The sequence below is a fragment of the Solibacillus faecavium genome (assembly GCF_014836905.1).
In the GTDB taxonomy this organism is placed as follows: Bacteria; Bacillota; Bacilli; order Bacillales_A; family Planococcaceae; genus Solibacillus; species Solibacillus faecavium.
On record NZ_JACSPZ010000005.1, the window covers coordinates 21,755 to 39,370 of the forward strand.

Consider the following 17,616-nt stretch of genomic DNA (forward strand, 5'->3'; position numbering starts at 1 on the left):
TTTACAATGCAAGAAAAGTACTACTTATTTAAGAAATTCAGCTAACTGTAAAGCAAGCTTGCGAATCGCATTACCACGGTGTGATATAGCGCCTTTTTCTTCGGCTGAAAGTTCAGCCATATGCTTTTCTAAGGCAGGTACATAAAAAATCGGGTCATAACCAAAACCGTTAGTTCCCTTCTTCTCATGCGCAATCACACCTTCACATGTTCCAAATACCGTCTTCGTTTCTAAATTAGGACCTGCAATCGCCAACGCACAGCAAAAACGAGCTGTACGCTCATCTTCCGGTACATCTTTCATGTTTTCCAGTACTTTTACCATGTTCGCCTCATCGTCATGGTCTCCAGCATAGCGTGCAGAATAGACACCCGGTTCACCATTTAATGCATCTATAGCTAAACCGCTGTCATCTGCAATCACAATTTGCCCTAATAGGTTGGCTAATGTCTCCGCCTTTAAAATCGCATTTTCTTCAAATGTTGTTCCTGTTTCTTCAATTTCCACATCTGGTGCTACATCAAACATTGTAACAACCTTATAGCCGAATGGTTCAAAGAGCGCTTCAAAGTCTTTTGCTTTACCTTTATTTTTCGTTGCAATGACTACCTGTTTCATTTTGGTTCCACCTTCCCAATCAGTTGTGCGATTTCACCTAAAGTATTTTTTTGAATAATAATCAATTCTGAGATTCCTGATTCGCCTAAATCAAGCAGTTCATTCAACTCTGAACGAGTAAATGTCGATTCCTCTCCTGTACCTTGTAATTCAACAAATTCGCCAGCACCTGTCATGATAATATTCATATCGACTTGGGCTGCTGAGTCCTCAATGTAGTTTAGATCCAATACTGCACCAATTTCAGCTAGTTTCCCTACACTTGTAGCAGCTAAGTAATCAGTCACAGGGAATTTTGCGAATGGTTTTTCAGCATCTAATTTGGCTATCGCTTGTGTCATCGCTACAAATGCTCCAGTAATCGAAGCTGTACGAGTTCCACCATCGGCTTGAATAACATCACAGTCAATCCAAACTGTTTTTTCGCCTAATGCCTCTAAGTCTACAACAGCGCGCAATGCACGGCCGATTAAGCGTTGAATTTCCATTGTGCGACCACTTACCTTCCCTGCAGAGCTTTCACGGCGTGTGCGTTGCTCTGTAGCGCGTGGTAACATTGAATATTCAGCCGTAATCCAGCCTTTACCTTGTCCACGTAAAAAACCTGGTACTCTTTCTTCTATCGTAGCTGTACAAATTACTTTCGTTTGTCCAACCGTAATTAGTACCGAGCCTTCCGGATGCATTAAATAATTATTTTCAATTTGAACTGGACGTAATTCATTCACAGCTCGTAAGTCATGTCTAGTCATTCTTGACCTCCTCAATTTGTTCGCGCACTAATCTTAACACACTTTCAGAACGGTCAAAAGTGTAAACGCAAGACATAGAAGGAAAAAGGCCCAAATTAGACAAAATGCCTAATCTGAACCTTTAATTACTTTTCAAATGTAATTTTGCGTATATCCAGTTCATCATTCTCCAACCAACGTTCTGCAATGGAACGGAAAATCGGAACAGAACCGGAAGCATATAATATATGTTTTGGTGGTTCCACATCTGTACGCAACTGCCCTTTATAGCTTAAAATTGCTTCGACATCTTTGGCAGTTTCTTCAGCAGATGACAAAACATGAACATGTGGACCAACTGCTGCTTCAATTTGTTTTTGTAAAATAGGATAATGTGTACAGCCTAAAATGACTGTATCAAATCGCTCATCTTCCAATGGCTTTAATCCTTTTGCGACAAGATCATATGAAAACTGACCTTCATACTCGCCACTTTCAACAAGAGGAACAAATGTCGGACAGGCGAGTGGAATAATCGTTGCTTTTGTTGCTAACGATTTTACCGCCTGTTCATAAGCGCCACTTTTAACCGTGCCTTCTGTTGCGAGTACTACTACTTCATTACGCTTTGTCTTTTTTATTGCAGCTCGTGCCCCAGCATTAATTACACCTAGAACAGGAAATGGCATATGCTTTTGTAAACTTTCCAATGCAACGGCTGTCGCAGTATTACATGCTATGACAAGCATTTTCACATTTTTCTTTTCAAGTACTTTTGCCATTTGCCATGTAAAATTACGTACCTCTTGTTTCGTGCGAGGTCCATATGGACAGCGCGCCGTATCACCTATATAGTATATTGTTTCATTTGGCAATAGCTCCATAATCGCTTTTGCCACTGTTAAACCGCCAACTCCAGAATCGATTACACCAATTGGGGCATTCACTTGTACCGCCTCTATCCTATTTCATTAATAAATGTAGTTTTTGTAAAGTTCGTGATAATTGCTCGAATTCTTCTTCGTTAAATTCCTCTGTAATATCCCGTAAATAATCTTGACGCTTAAGAATCACTTCTTGAATAATTCGCTCGCCTTCGGATAAAAGATGAATACGTACAACACGGCGGTCATTTTCGTCACGCACACGTTGTACCAATTCATTTTTTTCCATCCGGTCTACTAAATCCGTCGTTGTCGAAAAAGCTAAATACATCTTCGTCGACAAGTCACCAATCGTCATATCACCAGATTCATGCAACCATTGCAATGCAATAAACTGCGGTGGGGTAATTGTATAATTGCTTAGTATTTCGCGACCTTTTTGTTTAATTAAGTGTGAAATATATCTTAATTCTTTTTCTAGGATTGCTACAGATTCAGAGCTATGTGTGCTGTGATCTTTCATCTACTCCATTCACTCCTCGATGCGTTTCATAGTTCTATTTTGAAGTTTTTTTTGTGAAATAGCAAGTCTTCAATCAGTATATTGACAATTCTTGAAGTCTTAACAGCTCCAGAATTGCTTGAGTACGACTTGATACACCCAGCTTTTGAATCGTATTGGAAATATGATTTCGAACAGTTTTCTCACTAATACCTAACTTTGCCGAGATTTCCCGAGTTGAATAGTCCTTTATTAAAAGCTCAAAAATTTCGCGTTCTCTTTTTGTTAACAGCGAACGATGCTGCGGACGATTCATTTTGCAACACCCTCCTATCTTCTTCCTTGTACATTATGTCGAATATACAAAGCAGGTGAGGGCATTTAACTATTTCCCGAGCAATAATTTTTTTTGGTCCTCTAATAAAGGGACACCTTTCCCCGTATTATGATTCAATTGTACAAGCGTTCCACGTGCTGTGTAGCATATTTCATCTTTTTTATTCGTCACCATATAATGCAAATCAAGTGATGATGTTCCGATTGATGCCGTTTTAACGAAAATTGTCAATTCCTCATCAAAAAACACTTCCTTCAAATAATCACATTGAATATCTGCTACTACAAACATACTTGTATCATCTGATCCTTCTATGAAATTAAAACCCATTGCTTTAAAGTACTCAATTCTTGCATACTCTAAATATGCAAACACTTTTGTATTATTTACATGACCATACATGTCTGTTTCCGAAAAGCGGACACGTACTTTTGTCGAAAAAGAAAATCCAGCCATCCACTCTTTCACATCTTGAATATATGTAGCTCGCATAAAAACATCCCCCTTTTTAAATAAATCATCATCCCCTGATAATGAATATGCATTCATTATAGCATAATTTGTAATTTCTTTTAAATACGAGAGCACGATAAAAGGAGTTATTCATACAGAAGTAAAAAAAAGACTCCCACCAAAGCGGGAGTCTTTTAAATCTATTAGATTAGTCAACCATATGGTCAGAACCGAAGAAGTTCTTGAACATTTGAACTGTTGTTGCACGGTTAAGTGCAGCGATAGATGTTGTTAAAGGAATTCCTTTTGGACAAGCAGCTACACAGTTTTGAGAGTTACCACAGTTTGCAAGACCACCGTCGCCCATAATTGCTGCTAAACGCTCGTCTTTATTCATTGCACCAGTTGGGTGAGTGTTGAATAAACGAACTTGTGATAATGGTGCTGGACCCATGAATGAAGCTTTTTCAGACACGTTTGGACATGCTTCCATACAAACACCACAAGTCATACATTTAGATAGCTCATATGCCCATTGACGTTTACGCTCAGGCATACGTGGACCTTCACCTAAATCATAAGTTCCATCGATTGGTACCCATGCTTTAACTTTCTTAAGTGCATTGAACATGCGCTCACGGTCTACTTGTAAGTCACGTACAACTGGGAAAGTTTTCATTGGCTCTAGGCGAATTGGTTGAGTTAATTTATCTACTAATGCTGAACAAGATTGTTGTGGACGTCCGTTAATAACCATTGAACATGCACCACAAACTTCTTCTAAACAGTTCATATCCCAAGTTACTGGTGTCGTTTTTTGACCGTCAGCAGTAACAGGGTATTTTTGAATATGCATTAGCGCAGAGATAACGTTCATACCTGGACGGTAAGGAACTTCAAACTTTTCAACGCGTGTAGCACCGTTCTCACTATCTTGACGAACGATTTCTAACTTAACTGTTCTTTCAGTATTTACTGTTTCCATTTTTTAGTTCCCCTTTCTACGCTGAGTAGTCGCGTTTACGTGGTGGAATTAACGAAACGTCTACTTCTGCATAAGAAATAATTGGTTCGCCCGTTGCAGGGTCGAACTTCGCCATAGTTGTTTTTAAGAAGTTTTCATCATCACGTTCTGGGAATTCTGGCTTATAGTGAGCACCACGAGATTCGTTACGTAATAATGCACCCTTAGTCATAACTTTAGCTAAATATAGCATGTTCTTTAACTGACGAGTGAAGTGGGCACCTTGATTCGACCATTTTTGAGTGTCGTTAATGTTGATGTTTTCCCAACGCTCTTGTAGCTCAGTTAATTTCGCATAAGTTTCTTCTAATTTTGCGTTCACACGTACAACAGTCATGTTGTCAGTCATCCACTCACCTAGCTCTTTATGAAGTAAGTAAGCGTTTTCTGTACCATCCATGTTTAAGATAGCTTCCCATTTTTCTGTTTCTTCTTGTACGCGGCGAGTGTAGATTTCTTCTGGTAAATCTTCAGCATGCTTTTGAAGTCCTTTAATGTACTTCACAGCATTTGGTCCCGCAACCATACCACCGTAAATTGCTGATAATAGTGAGTTAGCACCTAAACGGTTTGCACCGTGTTGTGAGTAATCACATTCACCCGCAGCAAATAATCCAGGGATTTCAGTCATTTGGTCATAGTCGACCCATAATCCACCCATTGAATAGTGAACTGCCGGGAAGATTTTCATCGGTAATTTACGTGGGTCATCCCCTACGAATTTCTCGTAGATTTCAATGATACCACCTAATTTAATATCTAATTCATGTGGATCTTTGTGGGATAGGTCTAAGTATACCATGTTTTCGCCATTAATACCCAGTTTTTGATTTACACACACATCAAAAATCTCACGTGTCGCGATATCACGTGGTACTAAGTTACCGTAAGCAGGGTATTTTTCTTCTAGGAAGTACCATGGCTTACCGTCTTTATAAGTCCAAACACGTCCACCTTCACCACGAGCAGATTCTGACATTAGACGGTTTTTGTCATCGCCAGGAATTGCAGTTGGGTGAATTTGAATCATCTCACCATTTGAATATGTTGCACCTTGTTGATAAACAATCGATGCAGCAGAACCTGTGTTAATAACAGAGTTCGTTGTTTTACCGAAGATAATACCAGGTCCACCAGTAGCCATAATAACTGCATCACCACGGAATGAACGGATTTCTTCGCTTTTTAGATCTTGTGCTACGATACCACGGCAAACGCCTTCATCATCAAGCACCGCACCAAGGAATTCCCAGTGCTCATATTTTGTAACTAAACCAGCAACTTCTTGAGCACGAACTTGCTCATCTAGTGCGTATAATAATTGTTGACCTGTTGTAGCACCAGAGAATGCTGTACGGTGCATTAACGTACCGCCGAAACGACGGAAATCAAGTAAACCTTCTGGCGTACGGTTGAACATTACACCCATACGGTCCATTAAGTGGATAATTCCAGGGGCTGCATCACACATACCCTTAACTGGTGGTTGGTTCGCTAAGAAGTCTCCACCGTAAACTGTATCGTCAAAGTGGATCCATGGAGAATCCCCTTCACCTTTTGTATTTACTGCTCCGTTAATTCCGCCTTGTGCACATACAGAGTGTGAACGTTTTACTGGAACTAACGAGAATAATTCAACTGCAGTACCAACTTCAGCTGCTTTAATCGTAGCCATTAAGCCTGCTAAACCGCCACCAACGACGATTACTTTACTCTTTGCCATGATTATTTCTCACTCCTCATTAATTGCTAATTACTTTTACTCATAATTCATCTGAACTGTCTTAATAACTGTATATTAGTGGTCAAGTTAAACTAAACAGCGAATGAAATGATAGCTGCAACACCTATGATTGCTAAAATTACGAAGAATAATAACGTAACATAAGTTGTAATCTGTTGAGATTTTTTAGACTGTGTAATACCCCAGCTCACTAAGAATGACCATAGACCGTTCGCTAAGTGGAATGCTGCTGATACGATACCGACAATATAGAATGCCAACATTAATGGGTTATCTACGATTTCTACCATCATATCGAAGTTAACTTCAGCGCCAAATGCTTTTTGAACACGCGTTTGGAAAATGTGCCATGCAATGAAGATTACAAGGAAGATTCCTGTGAAACGTTGTAAAGCAAACATCCAGTTACGGAACGTGCTGAAACGACCCGTATTGTGTGTAGATGTAAATGCAATAAACACACCATAGAATCCGTGGAACATTAATGGAATATAAATAATAATCCATTCCATTGCTAACAATAACGAGTGCGGAACTAATTCCATCATACCTGTTGCGTTATTGTAAACCTCTTCACCACCAACTGCAGTGAAGTTCAAAGACAAGTGGAACACCAAGAACAACCCGACAGGAACTACACCTAATAACGAGTGTAAGCGGCGCCATAAAAATTCACGATCTTTCGACAAAACTGTTACCCCCCTTAGTACTTGAAATACACAAGTGCAACGCCTCAAATTTGTAAACGTTGTGTTATTGACTGCGCATTTCATCATGGTACAATATTATGACATGTCCATTGTACTCTCAACAGATACTAGCGTCAAGGTAACGAGGGATATTTTATAATCATTTTAAAGACGGATTTTTGCTATATTAAGTCCAGTTTTTTCTACTTATAACTATTTTCTTCCTGAAAGAATGAAAATTATAAGAAAATTTATGAAAGAGGTTTTTAATATGGAGGGGTACAAAATGAAAACGATTCCAAGTTTTGGATATGAAATCCTTCGCGATCATCTTCTACCATCGATTTTAGGTAAGCATGAGGAAGATGTTTTATATTGGGCAGGGAAAGAACTAGCACGTAAATTTCCGCTATTTTCCATGGATGAGCTTCCTTCATTTTTCGGGGAGGCCGGCTGGGGTCAGTTAATTTTGGAGAAAGAAATAAAGGATGAACTTCATTACATACTTATGACGACCGAGGAAATGTCGATTAATATTGAGCAACGCTGTTTTCGTTTAGAAGCAGGCTTTTTAGCTGAGCAAAAGCAAAAACAACTTGGCTATTTAACGGAATGCTATGAAGAAAAAATCGAAAAGAAGAATTACGTCAAATTCATTTTAAAGTGGGATTTAAAAGAGAAGATTTGAGCGTAAATAAAAACTGCTGCTTTTTAAAAGCTAGCAGTTTTTTAGTTTCTTTAACATAGAAATATAGTTATATCATTCTTGATTACCACTAGTAAAGACTCTCCACTCTGTCTCGTATCTTTATTTTAAGAAGCGGGAACTTCTTTCATTGCTATATTAAATTCCTCATGCAAAGCATTGGCAGCGCGCACCATTTCTTCTTGTGGCACAACGACCGACACTTTTATTTCAGATGTGCTAACCATTTTAACCGGAATATGCTCACGTCCCAGACGCGCAAACATACGTGCTGCGACTCCAGGGTTTGAAGTCATTGCTGATCCAATAATCGATACTTTAGCCAATCCGATTTCAAAATCTGCAAAACTAAATCCAAGTGACAATTTACTCGACTCTAATACACGTAAAGCATCAGCAAATTCTTCTTTTGAAATTGTAAAAGAAATTGTAGGCTTAATCCCGTCAATAACTGCCTGCACAATAATATCAACATTAATATCATTTTCCGCTAAAACACTAAATACTTCGGCTAATGACGCTGTTTCATATGAATCATATCCGATCGTTAAACGAATAATATCAGATTCATATGCCACCCCGCGCACAAGTAAATTTTTTTCCATGTCTACATCCCCTTTTATTAATGTACCTTCTACGTCTTCGGTAGCTGAGCGTACAACGATTGGCATATTGTAATTTTTTGCAAGCTCAACTGCTCGAGGATGCAAAATTTTGGTACCTAAATTGGAAAACTCCAACATTTCATCATATGAAATTACAGATAATTTCGTAGCATCCTCCACTAGCTGCGGATCTGCCGTATAAATGCCTTCTACCGTTGAATAAATATCAACACGTTCCGCATTTAAGGCGATGGCTAATGCAACGGCGGAAGTTTCAGAACCGCCTTTCCCCAAAGTCGAAATGTTGTCTGTGTATGTTATTCCTTGGAATCCTGATACAACAACGATCTCTCCTAGTTCAAAATGTTTTTCAAAACGCTTATTAACTATAGAATCAATTCGGGCATTTCCATATTTTTCATTTGTTTGGATACCTGCCTGCCAACCGGCAAGTGACACTGCTTTTCCCCCATGCTCCTGAATTGCTAAAGCAAGAAGGACGCTTGTTATCTGCGCTCCCGTAGAGATTAATGCATCCATTTCACGCTTCGACGGTTCATGAGTAATTTCCGAGGCAAATTGCCGTAAATTTTGACGAATGGACGTCATCGAAGAAACGACAACGACTAAGTTTATGCCACGACCTTGCTCTTTTATCACCTTTTTTGCTACCTGTACTATTTTTTCTGTTGTTGCCAACATTGGTCCACCAAACTTTACTACAACTGTCTGCAATGTCTTCCACCCCTTATTTTTTTCCATCAAAAAAGCGACCTTCCATATGTTCATGGAAAGTCGCCGTCAATACAAATAAAAGTTTATATGTTTTTCAGGATAGCTCTCCAGAACATAAAGTTCTGACAATCTTACATTTCTTAAATGCAAAACCAGCAAAACACGTGAACAATACGTATTTCACTTCGGCAGAATTCCCTTTCAATTGCTGTCGCTGGAATTGTTCTTCCTCGAGCAATTTACTCTTAAATACTGCACCTCTATCGTTTATTAACTATTGAATTGTCTTTTATAGTAACACAACATTATTCTTTATTCAATGATGCTTCGTGAAAGTGACGATAAATTACTTCTGCCAATTTGGCAGGAACCCCGGCTTCTTGCAATTGTAACTCTGTTGCTTCCCTAATTTTTTTTACCGATCCAAAATGCTTCATAAGTTGCTGTTTACGTTTCGGTCCTATACCCGGAATGCCATCAAGAACGGATGTAATTGCATTCGTCTGATGTTGCTGACGCAAAAATGTAATGGCAAATCGGTGTACCTCATCTTGTATACGTTGCAATAAGTAAAAACCATCACTTGTCCGTTTTAAAGGTACAACTTCTGGTGGAGCGCCAAATAACAGTTGGGATGTGTTATGCTTATCGTCTTTTGCAAGACCTGCTATTGGAATCATTAATCCTAGCTCATCTTCTATTACTTCTCTTGCAACCTCCATTTGTCCTTTTCCTCCATCGATTAGGATTAAGTCCGGTAATGGCAAGCTTTCTCGTAATACCCGCGTATAACGGCGCCGAATGACTTCTTGCATCGCCCCATAGTCATCATGTTTTGCGGCTTCTCGTGTTTTATATTTCCGGTATTCCTTTTTTGCAGGCTTCCCGTCTACAAACACAACCATTGCAGAAACAGGATCAGCACCATGCATATGACTATTATCAAATGCTTCGATACGAAGTGGTAATGGAATTTGCATAGCTTCGGCAAGTGCTTCACAAGCTCCTACTGTACGTTCTTCCTGACGCTCAATTAACTGGAATTTTCCATGTATTGCAATATTGGCATTTTTCATAGCTAAATCGACCAGCTCTTTTTTTGTACCGCGCTTTGGTGTCTGCACCTTTACGTTTAAAAGCTTTTGCAAAATCGTACCATCAATCGTCTTTGGTACAAAAATCTCTTTCGGCAGTAAATGATGTGGCTGCTCGTAAAATCGTCCGACAAATGTTAAAAATTCTTCTTCTGCCTCGTTATATATAGGGAAAATCGATACATCACGTTCAATTAATTTTCCTTGCCGTACAAAAAATACTTGTACACACATCCACCCTTTTTCGACAGCATAGCCAAATACATCCCGATTGCTTAAATCATCCGATACGATTTTTTGCTTTTGCATAACCTGCTCGATATGTGCAATTAAATCCCGGAATTCCTTCGCCCGTTCAAATTCCAGCTTTTCGGCTGCATCGAGCATTTTTTGCTGAAGATCTTTCTGTATTTCTTCGACACCACCGTTTAAAAACTTTGAAATTTCACCTATCATTTCATCATATACTTGTTTTTCAATTTCTTTTACACAAGGTGCTAAGCATTGCCCTAAATGATAATACAGGCATACTTGATTTGGCAGATGTGTACATTTACGAAGTGGATATAAACGATCGAGCAATTTCCGCGTTTCATTGGCCGCATACGCGTTTGGATAAGGCCCAAAATATTTTGCCTTATCCTTTTTTACTTTCCTTGTCGTTATTATTCGAGGGTAACGTTCATTCGTTATTTTTATATAAGGGTATGTTTTATCATCTGTTAGCTTTACATTATATTTCGGATCATGTAATTTGATCAAATTCAGTTCAAGTATAAGCGCTTCGAGATCACTTGAAGTTACAATATATTCAAAGTCCTCTATTTCACTGACTAATCTGGCTGTTTTACCATCATGACTTCCCGTAAAATACGAACGCACTCGGTTTTTTAACACTTTTGCCTTGCCGACATATATAATCGTCCCTTGACGGTCTTTCATAATATAGCAGCCGGATTCATTCGGTAATATTTCTAGCTTTGCTTTAATATTTGCATTCATATTCTCACCTATTGGATATGTCATTCACTTTATTTTAACTGATAGTCCCATAAGAAAAAAGCCGTACACCTTATTAGGCATACGGCTTTGCAAATTGATTATTTGTTGTCGTTAATAAAGTCGATTAAAGCTTCTTTTGGCATGAAGCCAGCAGTTTTTGCTTTTAATTCACCATCAACAAATAATAATAATGATGGGATTGACATGATTTGATAATCAGCAGCAGTGCCTTGGTTGTTATCTACGTCAACTTTTACGATTTTTACTTCGTTACCGATTTCTGCATCTAATTCTTCAAGAACTGGAGCAATCATTTTACATGGTCCGCACCATGCTGCCCAAAAGTCTACTAAAACTGTGCCGTTTGAAATTTCCTGTGGGAAAGTTTGATCTGTACCGTGTACAATTGCCATAATAAAATAGCCTCCTTAAATAACATCTGGTTGTAGTATAGCATGTTTTGCCATTTAAAAAGTAGTAAAATGCTTGGGAATATAAACAGATGACATTTTACAGTAGTTTTTCATATTGTTTGCACTTATTTTGACATAAAAAGCTCCCCTCAAAACGAGGGAAGCTAGTCATTATGCGTTTACTTTAAGTGCTTTAAACTCTTCGATTAACATTGGTACTACTTCAAATAAATCGCCTACAATACCATAGTCCGCTACTTTGAAGATGTTTGCTTCCGGATCTTTATTAATGGCAACGATTACTTTTGAATTCGACATACCAGCCATATGTTGGATAGCACCGGAAATACCAGCTGCAATATAAAGGTCCGGTGTTACAACTTTACCTGTTTGACCGATTTGTAATGAGTAATCACAATATTCAGCGTCACATGCACCACGAGAGGCACCTACTGCACCGCCTAGTAAATTAGCAAGCTCTTTTAATGGCTCGAACCCTTCTTCGGATTTTACCCCACGGCCACCAGCTACTACTACTTTTGCTTCTGAAAGGTCAACACCTTCTGTTGATTTACGGACAACTTCCTTAATGATTGTACGTAAATTTGTTATATCAACTGATACCGATGATACTTCACCAGAACGAGAACCATCTTTCTCTAAAGGCGCGATGTTGTTCGGACGGATTGTCGCAAAAATTACGCCGTCTTTAATTTTTACTTTCTCAAATGCTTTACCAGAATAAATCGGACGGATGAATACAGTATCATCGCCAGACCCTTCAATATCTGTTACATCCGAAATTAAACCGGATTGTAAGCGAGAGGCAATTTTTGGTGATAAGTCTTTACCTAAAGATGTATGACCGAAGACAATTGCTTCTGGGCTTTCTTGTTCAACAACCGCTAAAATAGCTTGGCTGTAACCGTCAGATGTATAATTTTTCAAGTGTGGATGCTCAACTGTAATTACGCGGCTTGCACCATAGGCAACTAACTCTTGAGCTAAATCCGTTACTGAATCCCCTACTAATAATCCTACTACTTCTCCACCGTCAGCGATTTGTGAACCTGCTGCGATTGCTTCAAATGTAACGTTACGTAAGCTCCCATCTCGAACCTCACCTAACACTAAAACTTTCTTTGTCATAAAATATCCCTCCATTACCATCTTCGTAAAAATTTTCGTTTCTCAAGTTGATATTCTATTAGATTACTTTTGCTTCACTATGAAGTAAGTTTACTAATTCTTTTACCTGCGCTGAAAGATCCCCTTCTAATACACGACCAGCTGCTTTTTGTGGCGGCAAGTAAATTTCAACTGTTTCTACTTTTACTTCAACATCGTCTTCATCGATATCTAAATCATCTAACTCCAACTCTTCAAGCGGCTTTTTCTTCGCTTTCATAATGCCTGGTAAAGATGGGTAACGTGGCTCATTTAACCCTTGTTGAGCTGTTACTAATAATGGTAAAGATGTTTCTAATACTTCAGAGTCACCTTCAATATCTCGTACAATTTTAACATTTGTCCCATCAATTTCTAAGTTTGTAACAGTTGTTACGTAATTAATTCCAAGTAAATCTGCAAGACGAGGACCTACTTGCCCTGAACCACCATCAATTGCAACGTTACCAGCTAAAATTAAATCTGCTACTTTATCTTTTAAATATTCCGATAGAATATAAGCTGAAGAATACTGGTCAAGCTCATCTAAATCATCTTCTGTATTAATTAATACCGCTTCGTCAGCACCCATTGCTAAAGCTGTACGTAATTGCTTTTCTGCATCTTCGCCACCGATTGTCACAACTGTTACTTTACCGCCTAATGCGTCACGCTTTTGAATTGCTTCTTCAATTGCATACTCATCATATGGGTTGATGATGAACTCAGCACCATCTTCTTGAATTTTACCGCCTGATACGACGATTTTTTCTTCTGTGTCAAAAGTACGTTTTACTAATACGAAAATATTCATAATCTAGACCTCCTAAAAGCTTTTAATTTAATCCCGTAAAAACGGGGCGGATACATTTGTTTACTTTCCTGTAAATACTGGTTCACGTTTTTCAATAAATGCATGGATACCTTCTTTTGCATCTTCTGAAACAAATACATCCCCAAAGCTGTTCGCTTCTGCATTTACACCATCATAGTAGGACGATGGTTTTGAATAATTAAGCATTTGAATAGCTGCCTTTAACGCAATTGGTGATTTCTTTGCAATTTTCTTCGCAATTTTTAAAGTTTCTGTCAGGAGCTCTTCATCAGAGAAAGCACGATTTGCTAATCCCCATTCTACAGCTTCCTTTCCAGAAATCGGATCGCTTGTGAACATCATTTCAGCTGCTTTCGCAACCCCTACATAGCGAGGTAAACGCTGTGTTCCTGCAAAACCAGGAATTAGGCCAAGTGATAATTCAGGAAGTCCAAGTTTTGCGGATTCAGTTACGAAACGCATATGGCATCCCATCGCAAGTTCTAAACCTCCACCTAATGCTGCACCGTGAATGGCAGCAATTACAGGTTTACTGAATGTTTCAACACGTTCAAAGACGTCCTGTCCTTTTTTTGCCAATCCCGTAAACTCTTCACCTGTCTGTACATTTGTAAATTCTTTAATATCAGCGCCGGCAGAGAAGAATCGTCCCTCACCATGGATGACAATGACGCGTACAGTTTCATCATTTTCAACAGCATCTAATAGTGCATTAACATCTTGGATTAAGCCTTGTGAAAGTGCATTGGCTGGTGGTCTTGAAATAGTAGCAATAGCTACCCCTTCTTCTACTTTCCAACTTAGAAACTCCATTTCTCTACATCCCCTTTATGCTTTTAATGCATTTAACAATAATCGCTGTATTTTTGGAGCTTGTTCCAATAAGTTGTAACGATTGTCATTCATTACCCATGTCGTTGTAATTTCATCGATTGTCCCAAATACCATTTGTCTTGCAATACGAACATCCATTGCTTGATTAAATTCACCGTTAAGCATACCTTCAATTAAAATTTGATCTAGTAAAATCAAGTATTCTTTTAGAATAGCATTAATTTTCAGTCTAATTTCTTTATTCGATTGCCGTAACTCAAGTTGAGTTACAGTTGCCAGATGTCGATTGCTTGATAAAACGTGTAAATGATTCTCAATCATCTTACATAACTTATCAGAAGCAGTATCTCCACTTTTTATTATAGCCTGTAAATTGTCTACGAATATACCCATTTTTTCCTGAAATACAGAAATTAAAATATCTTCTTTATTCTTAAAGTATAAATAGATTGTACCATCAGCTACTCCAGCCTGTTTTGCAATTTTTGAAACTTGGGCTTGATGATAGCCGTTTTCTGCGATTGCTATGACTGCAGCATCTACTATTTGCATGTATTTGGGTTTGTTTCGTTTCAAGCTGATCACCACCAAAAAAATATGAAAACATGAATGACCATTCATTCATGTTTTCATATTATAATTTGTTCTACATTCTGTCAACAGTTTGCTCTACAATTAATTATTTTGCTTCTTGCTGTGTCATTTTCTGTTTTTCTTCATCAATAAGTGTACGGCGTAAAATTTTGCCTACAGCTGTTTTAGGCAGTTCAGCACGGAATTCGTAAAAACGAGGTACTTTATAGGCTGCTAAATTTTTACGGCAAAATTCATTTAGCTCTTTGTCTGTAACTGACTTACCTTCTTTTAAGACAATATAGGCTTTAACTGTTTCCCCGCGATACGGGTCAGGAATACCTGCTACAACACATTCCTGAATAGCTTCATGCTCATAAAGGACTTCTTCTACTTCACGCGGATAAATATTGAAACCACCAGCAATAATCATATCTTTTTTACGATCTACAACATAGAAATAACCTTTATCATCCATATAGCCTAAATCACCTGTTAAGAACCAACCATCAGAAAATGTCATCGCAGTTTCTTCTGGGCGATTCCAATAGCCTTTCATTACTTGAGGTCCTTTAACGGCAATCTCACCAATTTCTCCTACCGGTAAAATTTCTGCTTCACCAGAACGTAAAATGACAGAATCAGTATTTGGCCACGGTAAACCGATAGAACCATTTATACGATTTTCCCAAATTGGATTGGCATGCGTAACCGGAGATGTTTCAGTTAAACCATATCCTTCTACTAAGCGTCCACCAGTCAACGCTTCAAATTTCTCTTGCACTTCTAATGGCAGTGGTGCCGAACCACTTAAACAAGCTTTTATGGACGACAAATCATACTTTGCTAAATCGGGATGATTCAATAAACCAATATACATCGTTGGTGCACCCGGGAATAGCGTTGGCTTTTGCTTATCAATTGTTTTTAAAGCCTGTTCAGCATCAAACTTCGGCAATAATACCATTTTGCCTTGCTGCATTACTGATAAAATGAGTACTGTCGTCATACCATAGACATGGAAGAAAGGCAGGATACCTAGAATCGATTCTTCACCTTTTTTACATTTGTACATCCATGCATCACACATCATCGTATTGGCAATCAGGTTTTTATGTGTAAGCATAACGCCTTTTGGATAGCCTGTTGTACCCCCTGTATATTGCAATAATGCCAAGTCATTTTCAAAATCAAAATTTAGCTCGATCTTATCCATCTTAGCCATTTTCATAACTTCCGTGAATAAGTGATTTGTGCCACTATGTTCAACTTTTACGCTAAAGCCATATTGCTTCTTTTGAATAAACGGATAGATTAAATTTTTTGGGAACGGTAAGTAATCTTTTATTCCTGAAACAATAACATTTTCAATACTTGTTTCATTCATTATCTTCATGACACGTGGATACAGAATATCCATTACTAAAATAACTTTCGCTCCAGAATCCGCCATTTGATACTGCAACTCTCGTTCTGTATAAAGAGGATTTGTCTGAACAACGATTCCACCTGCATACATCGTACCATAATAAGCAATTACAGCCTGCGGACAATTCGGTAACATGATTGCTACACGATCACCTTTCTCCACCCCTAGAGAACGTAAATAATTCGCAAACTTCATCGCTGATTCATATAACTCTTTATACGTAACCTCGCGCCCCATAAAGTGAATAGCAACTTTGTTAGGTAAAGACTCATATGCCTGCGTTAAAAATTGATGCACTGGAAATTCAGGCAGTTCCAGTGTATGCGGAACTTCTTCCGGATAGCTCGAAAACCAAACTTTTTCTGTCATAAAACTTCTCCCCTTTGCTAAAGCTTTACTTGTTTTTATTATTATAAGTAAAAAAGGAAATTCTTTCAAACTATTTTCATAGATTTCTACATTTTATTCTCGTTTATACGTTTATTTTCTCATTATTTATTTTTGATTTTATAGTATTATCGTAGCAGATTAACCATCGATCCCTCATTTAGTATAGAAATATACTTTTTCAGTAAAATTTTTAATATTCAAAATTTTATTTCAATGATTGTATTAATTATAGTATTGATTAATCATTTTTATGAATAACATAATATTCCAGTGAAAAATCCAACAAAAAAAGCAAACAAACTAACAGTTATGTTAGTTCATTTGCTCCTAAGCCTAAAGGGTCATCATGTAGTAAATACCGACTACGAGAAATATTATGCAGACGGCTATTAGTATTTTCGATAAAGTTTCCATATTTAAACTCCTAAGATATACTTGCTCCTATTACAAAGGATAAACCAAGTGAAATCGTAAATGAAATAAAACCTACCGAGCGATTATCTGCCGCTATTTCTTCGTCAACATTAAACTTCGGTGTTAGAAATTCAAATAAAAAATAGGCAAAAATCAGCAGTATAAAACCGAACAAACCCCAGCCCAGCATTTCAATAAAGGATGTATGCTGGTTAATGGAATATCTGAAAATATTGCACACACCTAAAATTTTCCCACCGGTAGCTAAAGCGACTGCAACATTCCCTTTTTTTATTTCATCCCAATTTTTATACTTTGTTACAACTTCAAATAAGATCATCGATACGAATAAGCAAAGGACTACGACACTAAAATAACCTGCCGTTTCTACGAGAGGATGGTGCCAAAAATTTGAACCTAGCAATCCATTTTACCCC

The 17,616-nt window shown here is 38.0% G+C and carries 19 protein-coding genes and 1 riboswitch; of the genes, 1 reads left to right on the plus strand and 18 read right to left on the minus strand.

Going from position 1 to position 17,616, the window contains the following annotated elements; all coding sequences use genetic code 11:
* Positions 1–24: 24 nt before the first annotated feature.
* The 9 genes from H9635_RS11725 to H9635_RS11765 form a co-directional block, all read right to left on the minus strand.
* Entirely contained in the window at positions 25–618 is a 594-nt protein-coding gene (locus tag H9635_RS11725) for an XTP/dITP diphosphatase (RefSeq protein ID WP_191700490.1), read from the minus strand.
* Positions 615–1,370 (minus strand): ribonuclease PH, encoded by a 756-nt coding sequence (rph, locus tag H9635_RS11730; RefSeq protein WP_191700491.1) that lies wholly within the window; start codon positions 1,368–1,370, stop codon positions 615–617. Before rph ends, H9635_RS11725 begins: the two co-directional genes overlap by 4 nt.
* A gap of 125 nt (positions 1,371–1,495) precedes the next feature.
* Entirely contained in the window at positions 1,496–2,296 is an 801-nt protein-coding gene (gene racE / locus H9635_RS11735; protein ID WP_191700492.1) for a glutamate racemase, read from the minus strand.
* Between the two features lie 16 nt (positions 2,297–2,312).
* Complete coding sequence (locus H9635_RS11740; RefSeq protein WP_191700493.1) at positions 2,313–2,756, minus strand: MarR family winged helix-turn-helix transcriptional regulator; 444 nt, start codon at positions 2,754–2,756, stop codon at positions 2,313–2,315.
* A 73-nt stretch (positions 2,757–2,829) separates the two neighbouring features.
* Positions 2,830–3,051, minus strand: coding sequence for a helix-turn-helix domain-containing protein (locus H9635_RS11745; RefSeq protein ID WP_191700494.1), 222 nt, complete (start codon positions 3,049–3,051; stop codon positions 2,830–2,832).
* A gap of 69 nt (positions 3,052–3,120) precedes the next feature.
* A complete protein-coding gene (locus H9635_RS11750; RefSeq protein WP_191700495.1) occupies positions 3,121–3,564 on the minus strand; it encodes an acyl-CoA thioesterase in 444 nt (147 codons plus the stop codon).
* 169 nt (positions 3,565–3,733) lie between these two features.
* On the minus strand, positions 3,734–4,510 hold the full coding sequence (gene sdhB / locus H9635_RS11755) for a succinate dehydrogenase iron-sulfur subunit (protein ID WP_191700496.1): 777 nt from the start codon (positions 4,508–4,510) through the stop codon (positions 3,734–3,736).
* A gap of 16 nt (positions 4,511–4,526) precedes the next feature.
* The gene (gene sdhA / locus H9635_RS11760) at positions 4,527–6,272 is read right to left on the minus strand and encodes a succinate dehydrogenase flavoprotein subunit (RefSeq protein WP_191700497.1); all 1,746 of its coding nucleotides are present in this window, start codon (positions 6,270–6,272) and stop codon (positions 4,527–4,529) included.
* Between the two features lie 92 nt (positions 6,273–6,364).
* Complete coding sequence (locus H9635_RS11765) at positions 6,365–6,982, minus strand: succinate dehydrogenase cytochrome b558 subunit (RefSeq protein ID WP_191700498.1); 618 nt, start codon at positions 6,980–6,982, stop codon at positions 6,365–6,367.
* A gap of 271 nt (positions 6,983–7,253) precedes the next feature.
* Between H9635_RS11765 and H9635_RS11770 the strand changes: the two genes are divergently transcribed.
* The gene (locus H9635_RS11770) at positions 7,254–7,670 is read left to right on the plus strand and encodes a YslB family protein (RefSeq protein WP_191700668.1); all 417 of its coding nucleotides are present in this window, start codon (positions 7,254–7,256) and stop codon (positions 7,668–7,670) included.
* Between the two features lie 125 nt (positions 7,671–7,795).
* Here H9635_RS11770 and H9635_RS11775 read toward each other — a convergent pair whose 3' ends face one another.
* The 9 genes from H9635_RS11775 to H9635_RS11815 form a co-directional block, all read right to left on the minus strand.
* Positions 7,796–9,028, minus strand: a complete 1,233-nt coding sequence (locus tag H9635_RS11775) for an aspartate kinase (protein WP_191700669.1) — start codon at positions 9,026–9,028, stop codon at positions 7,796–7,798.
* A 92-nt stretch (positions 9,029–9,120) separates the two neighbouring features.
* A riboswitch (Lysine riboswitch) is annotated at positions 9,121–9,299 on the minus strand.
* A 34-nt stretch (positions 9,300–9,333) separates the two neighbouring features.
* Positions 9,334–11,124, minus strand: coding sequence for an excinuclease ABC subunit UvrC (uvrC, locus tag H9635_RS11780; protein WP_191700499.1), 1,791 nt, complete (start codon positions 11,122–11,124; stop codon positions 9,334–9,336).
* A 98-nt stretch (positions 11,125–11,222) separates the two neighbouring features.
* Positions 11,223–11,537 carry a thioredoxin gene (gene trxA / locus H9635_RS11785; protein ID WP_191700500.1) on the minus strand — a complete coding sequence of 105 codons (315 nt, stop codon included), beginning with the start codon at positions 11,535–11,537 and terminating at the stop codon, positions 11,223–11,225.
* Positions 11,538–11,708: 171 nt separating this feature from the next.
* Positions 11,709–12,686 (minus strand): electron transfer flavoprotein subunit alpha/FixB family protein, encoded by a 978-nt coding sequence (locus H9635_RS11790; RefSeq protein WP_191700501.1) that lies wholly within the window; start codon positions 12,684–12,686, stop codon positions 11,709–11,711.
* Between the two features lie 58 nt (positions 12,687–12,744).
* Complete coding sequence (locus H9635_RS11795) at positions 12,745–13,518, minus strand: electron transfer flavoprotein subunit beta/FixA family protein (protein WP_191700502.1); 774 nt, start codon at positions 13,516–13,518, stop codon at positions 12,745–12,747.
* A 60-nt stretch (positions 13,519–13,578) separates the two neighbouring features.
* On the minus strand, positions 13,579–14,352 hold the full coding sequence (locus tag H9635_RS11800; RefSeq protein ID WP_191700503.1) for an enoyl-CoA hydratase: 774 nt from the start codon (positions 14,350–14,352) through the stop codon (positions 13,579–13,581).
* A 15-nt stretch (positions 14,353–14,367) separates the two neighbouring features.
* Positions 14,368–14,949 (minus strand): TetR/AcrR family transcriptional regulator, encoded by a 582-nt coding sequence (locus H9635_RS11805; RefSeq protein ID WP_191700504.1) that lies wholly within the window; start codon positions 14,947–14,949, stop codon positions 14,368–14,370.
* Between the two features lie 103 nt (positions 14,950–15,052).
* Complete coding sequence (locus tag H9635_RS11810) at positions 15,053–16,744, minus strand: long-chain-fatty-acid--CoA ligase (RefSeq protein WP_191700505.1); 1,692 nt, start codon at positions 16,742–16,744, stop codon at positions 15,053–15,055.
* A 445-nt stretch (positions 16,745–17,189) separates the two neighbouring features.
* Complete coding sequence (locus H9635_RS11815) at positions 17,190–17,603, minus strand: DUF350 domain-containing protein (RefSeq protein WP_191700506.1); 414 nt, start codon at positions 17,601–17,603, stop codon at positions 17,190–17,192.
* Positions 17,604–17,616 lie beyond the last annotated feature (13 nt).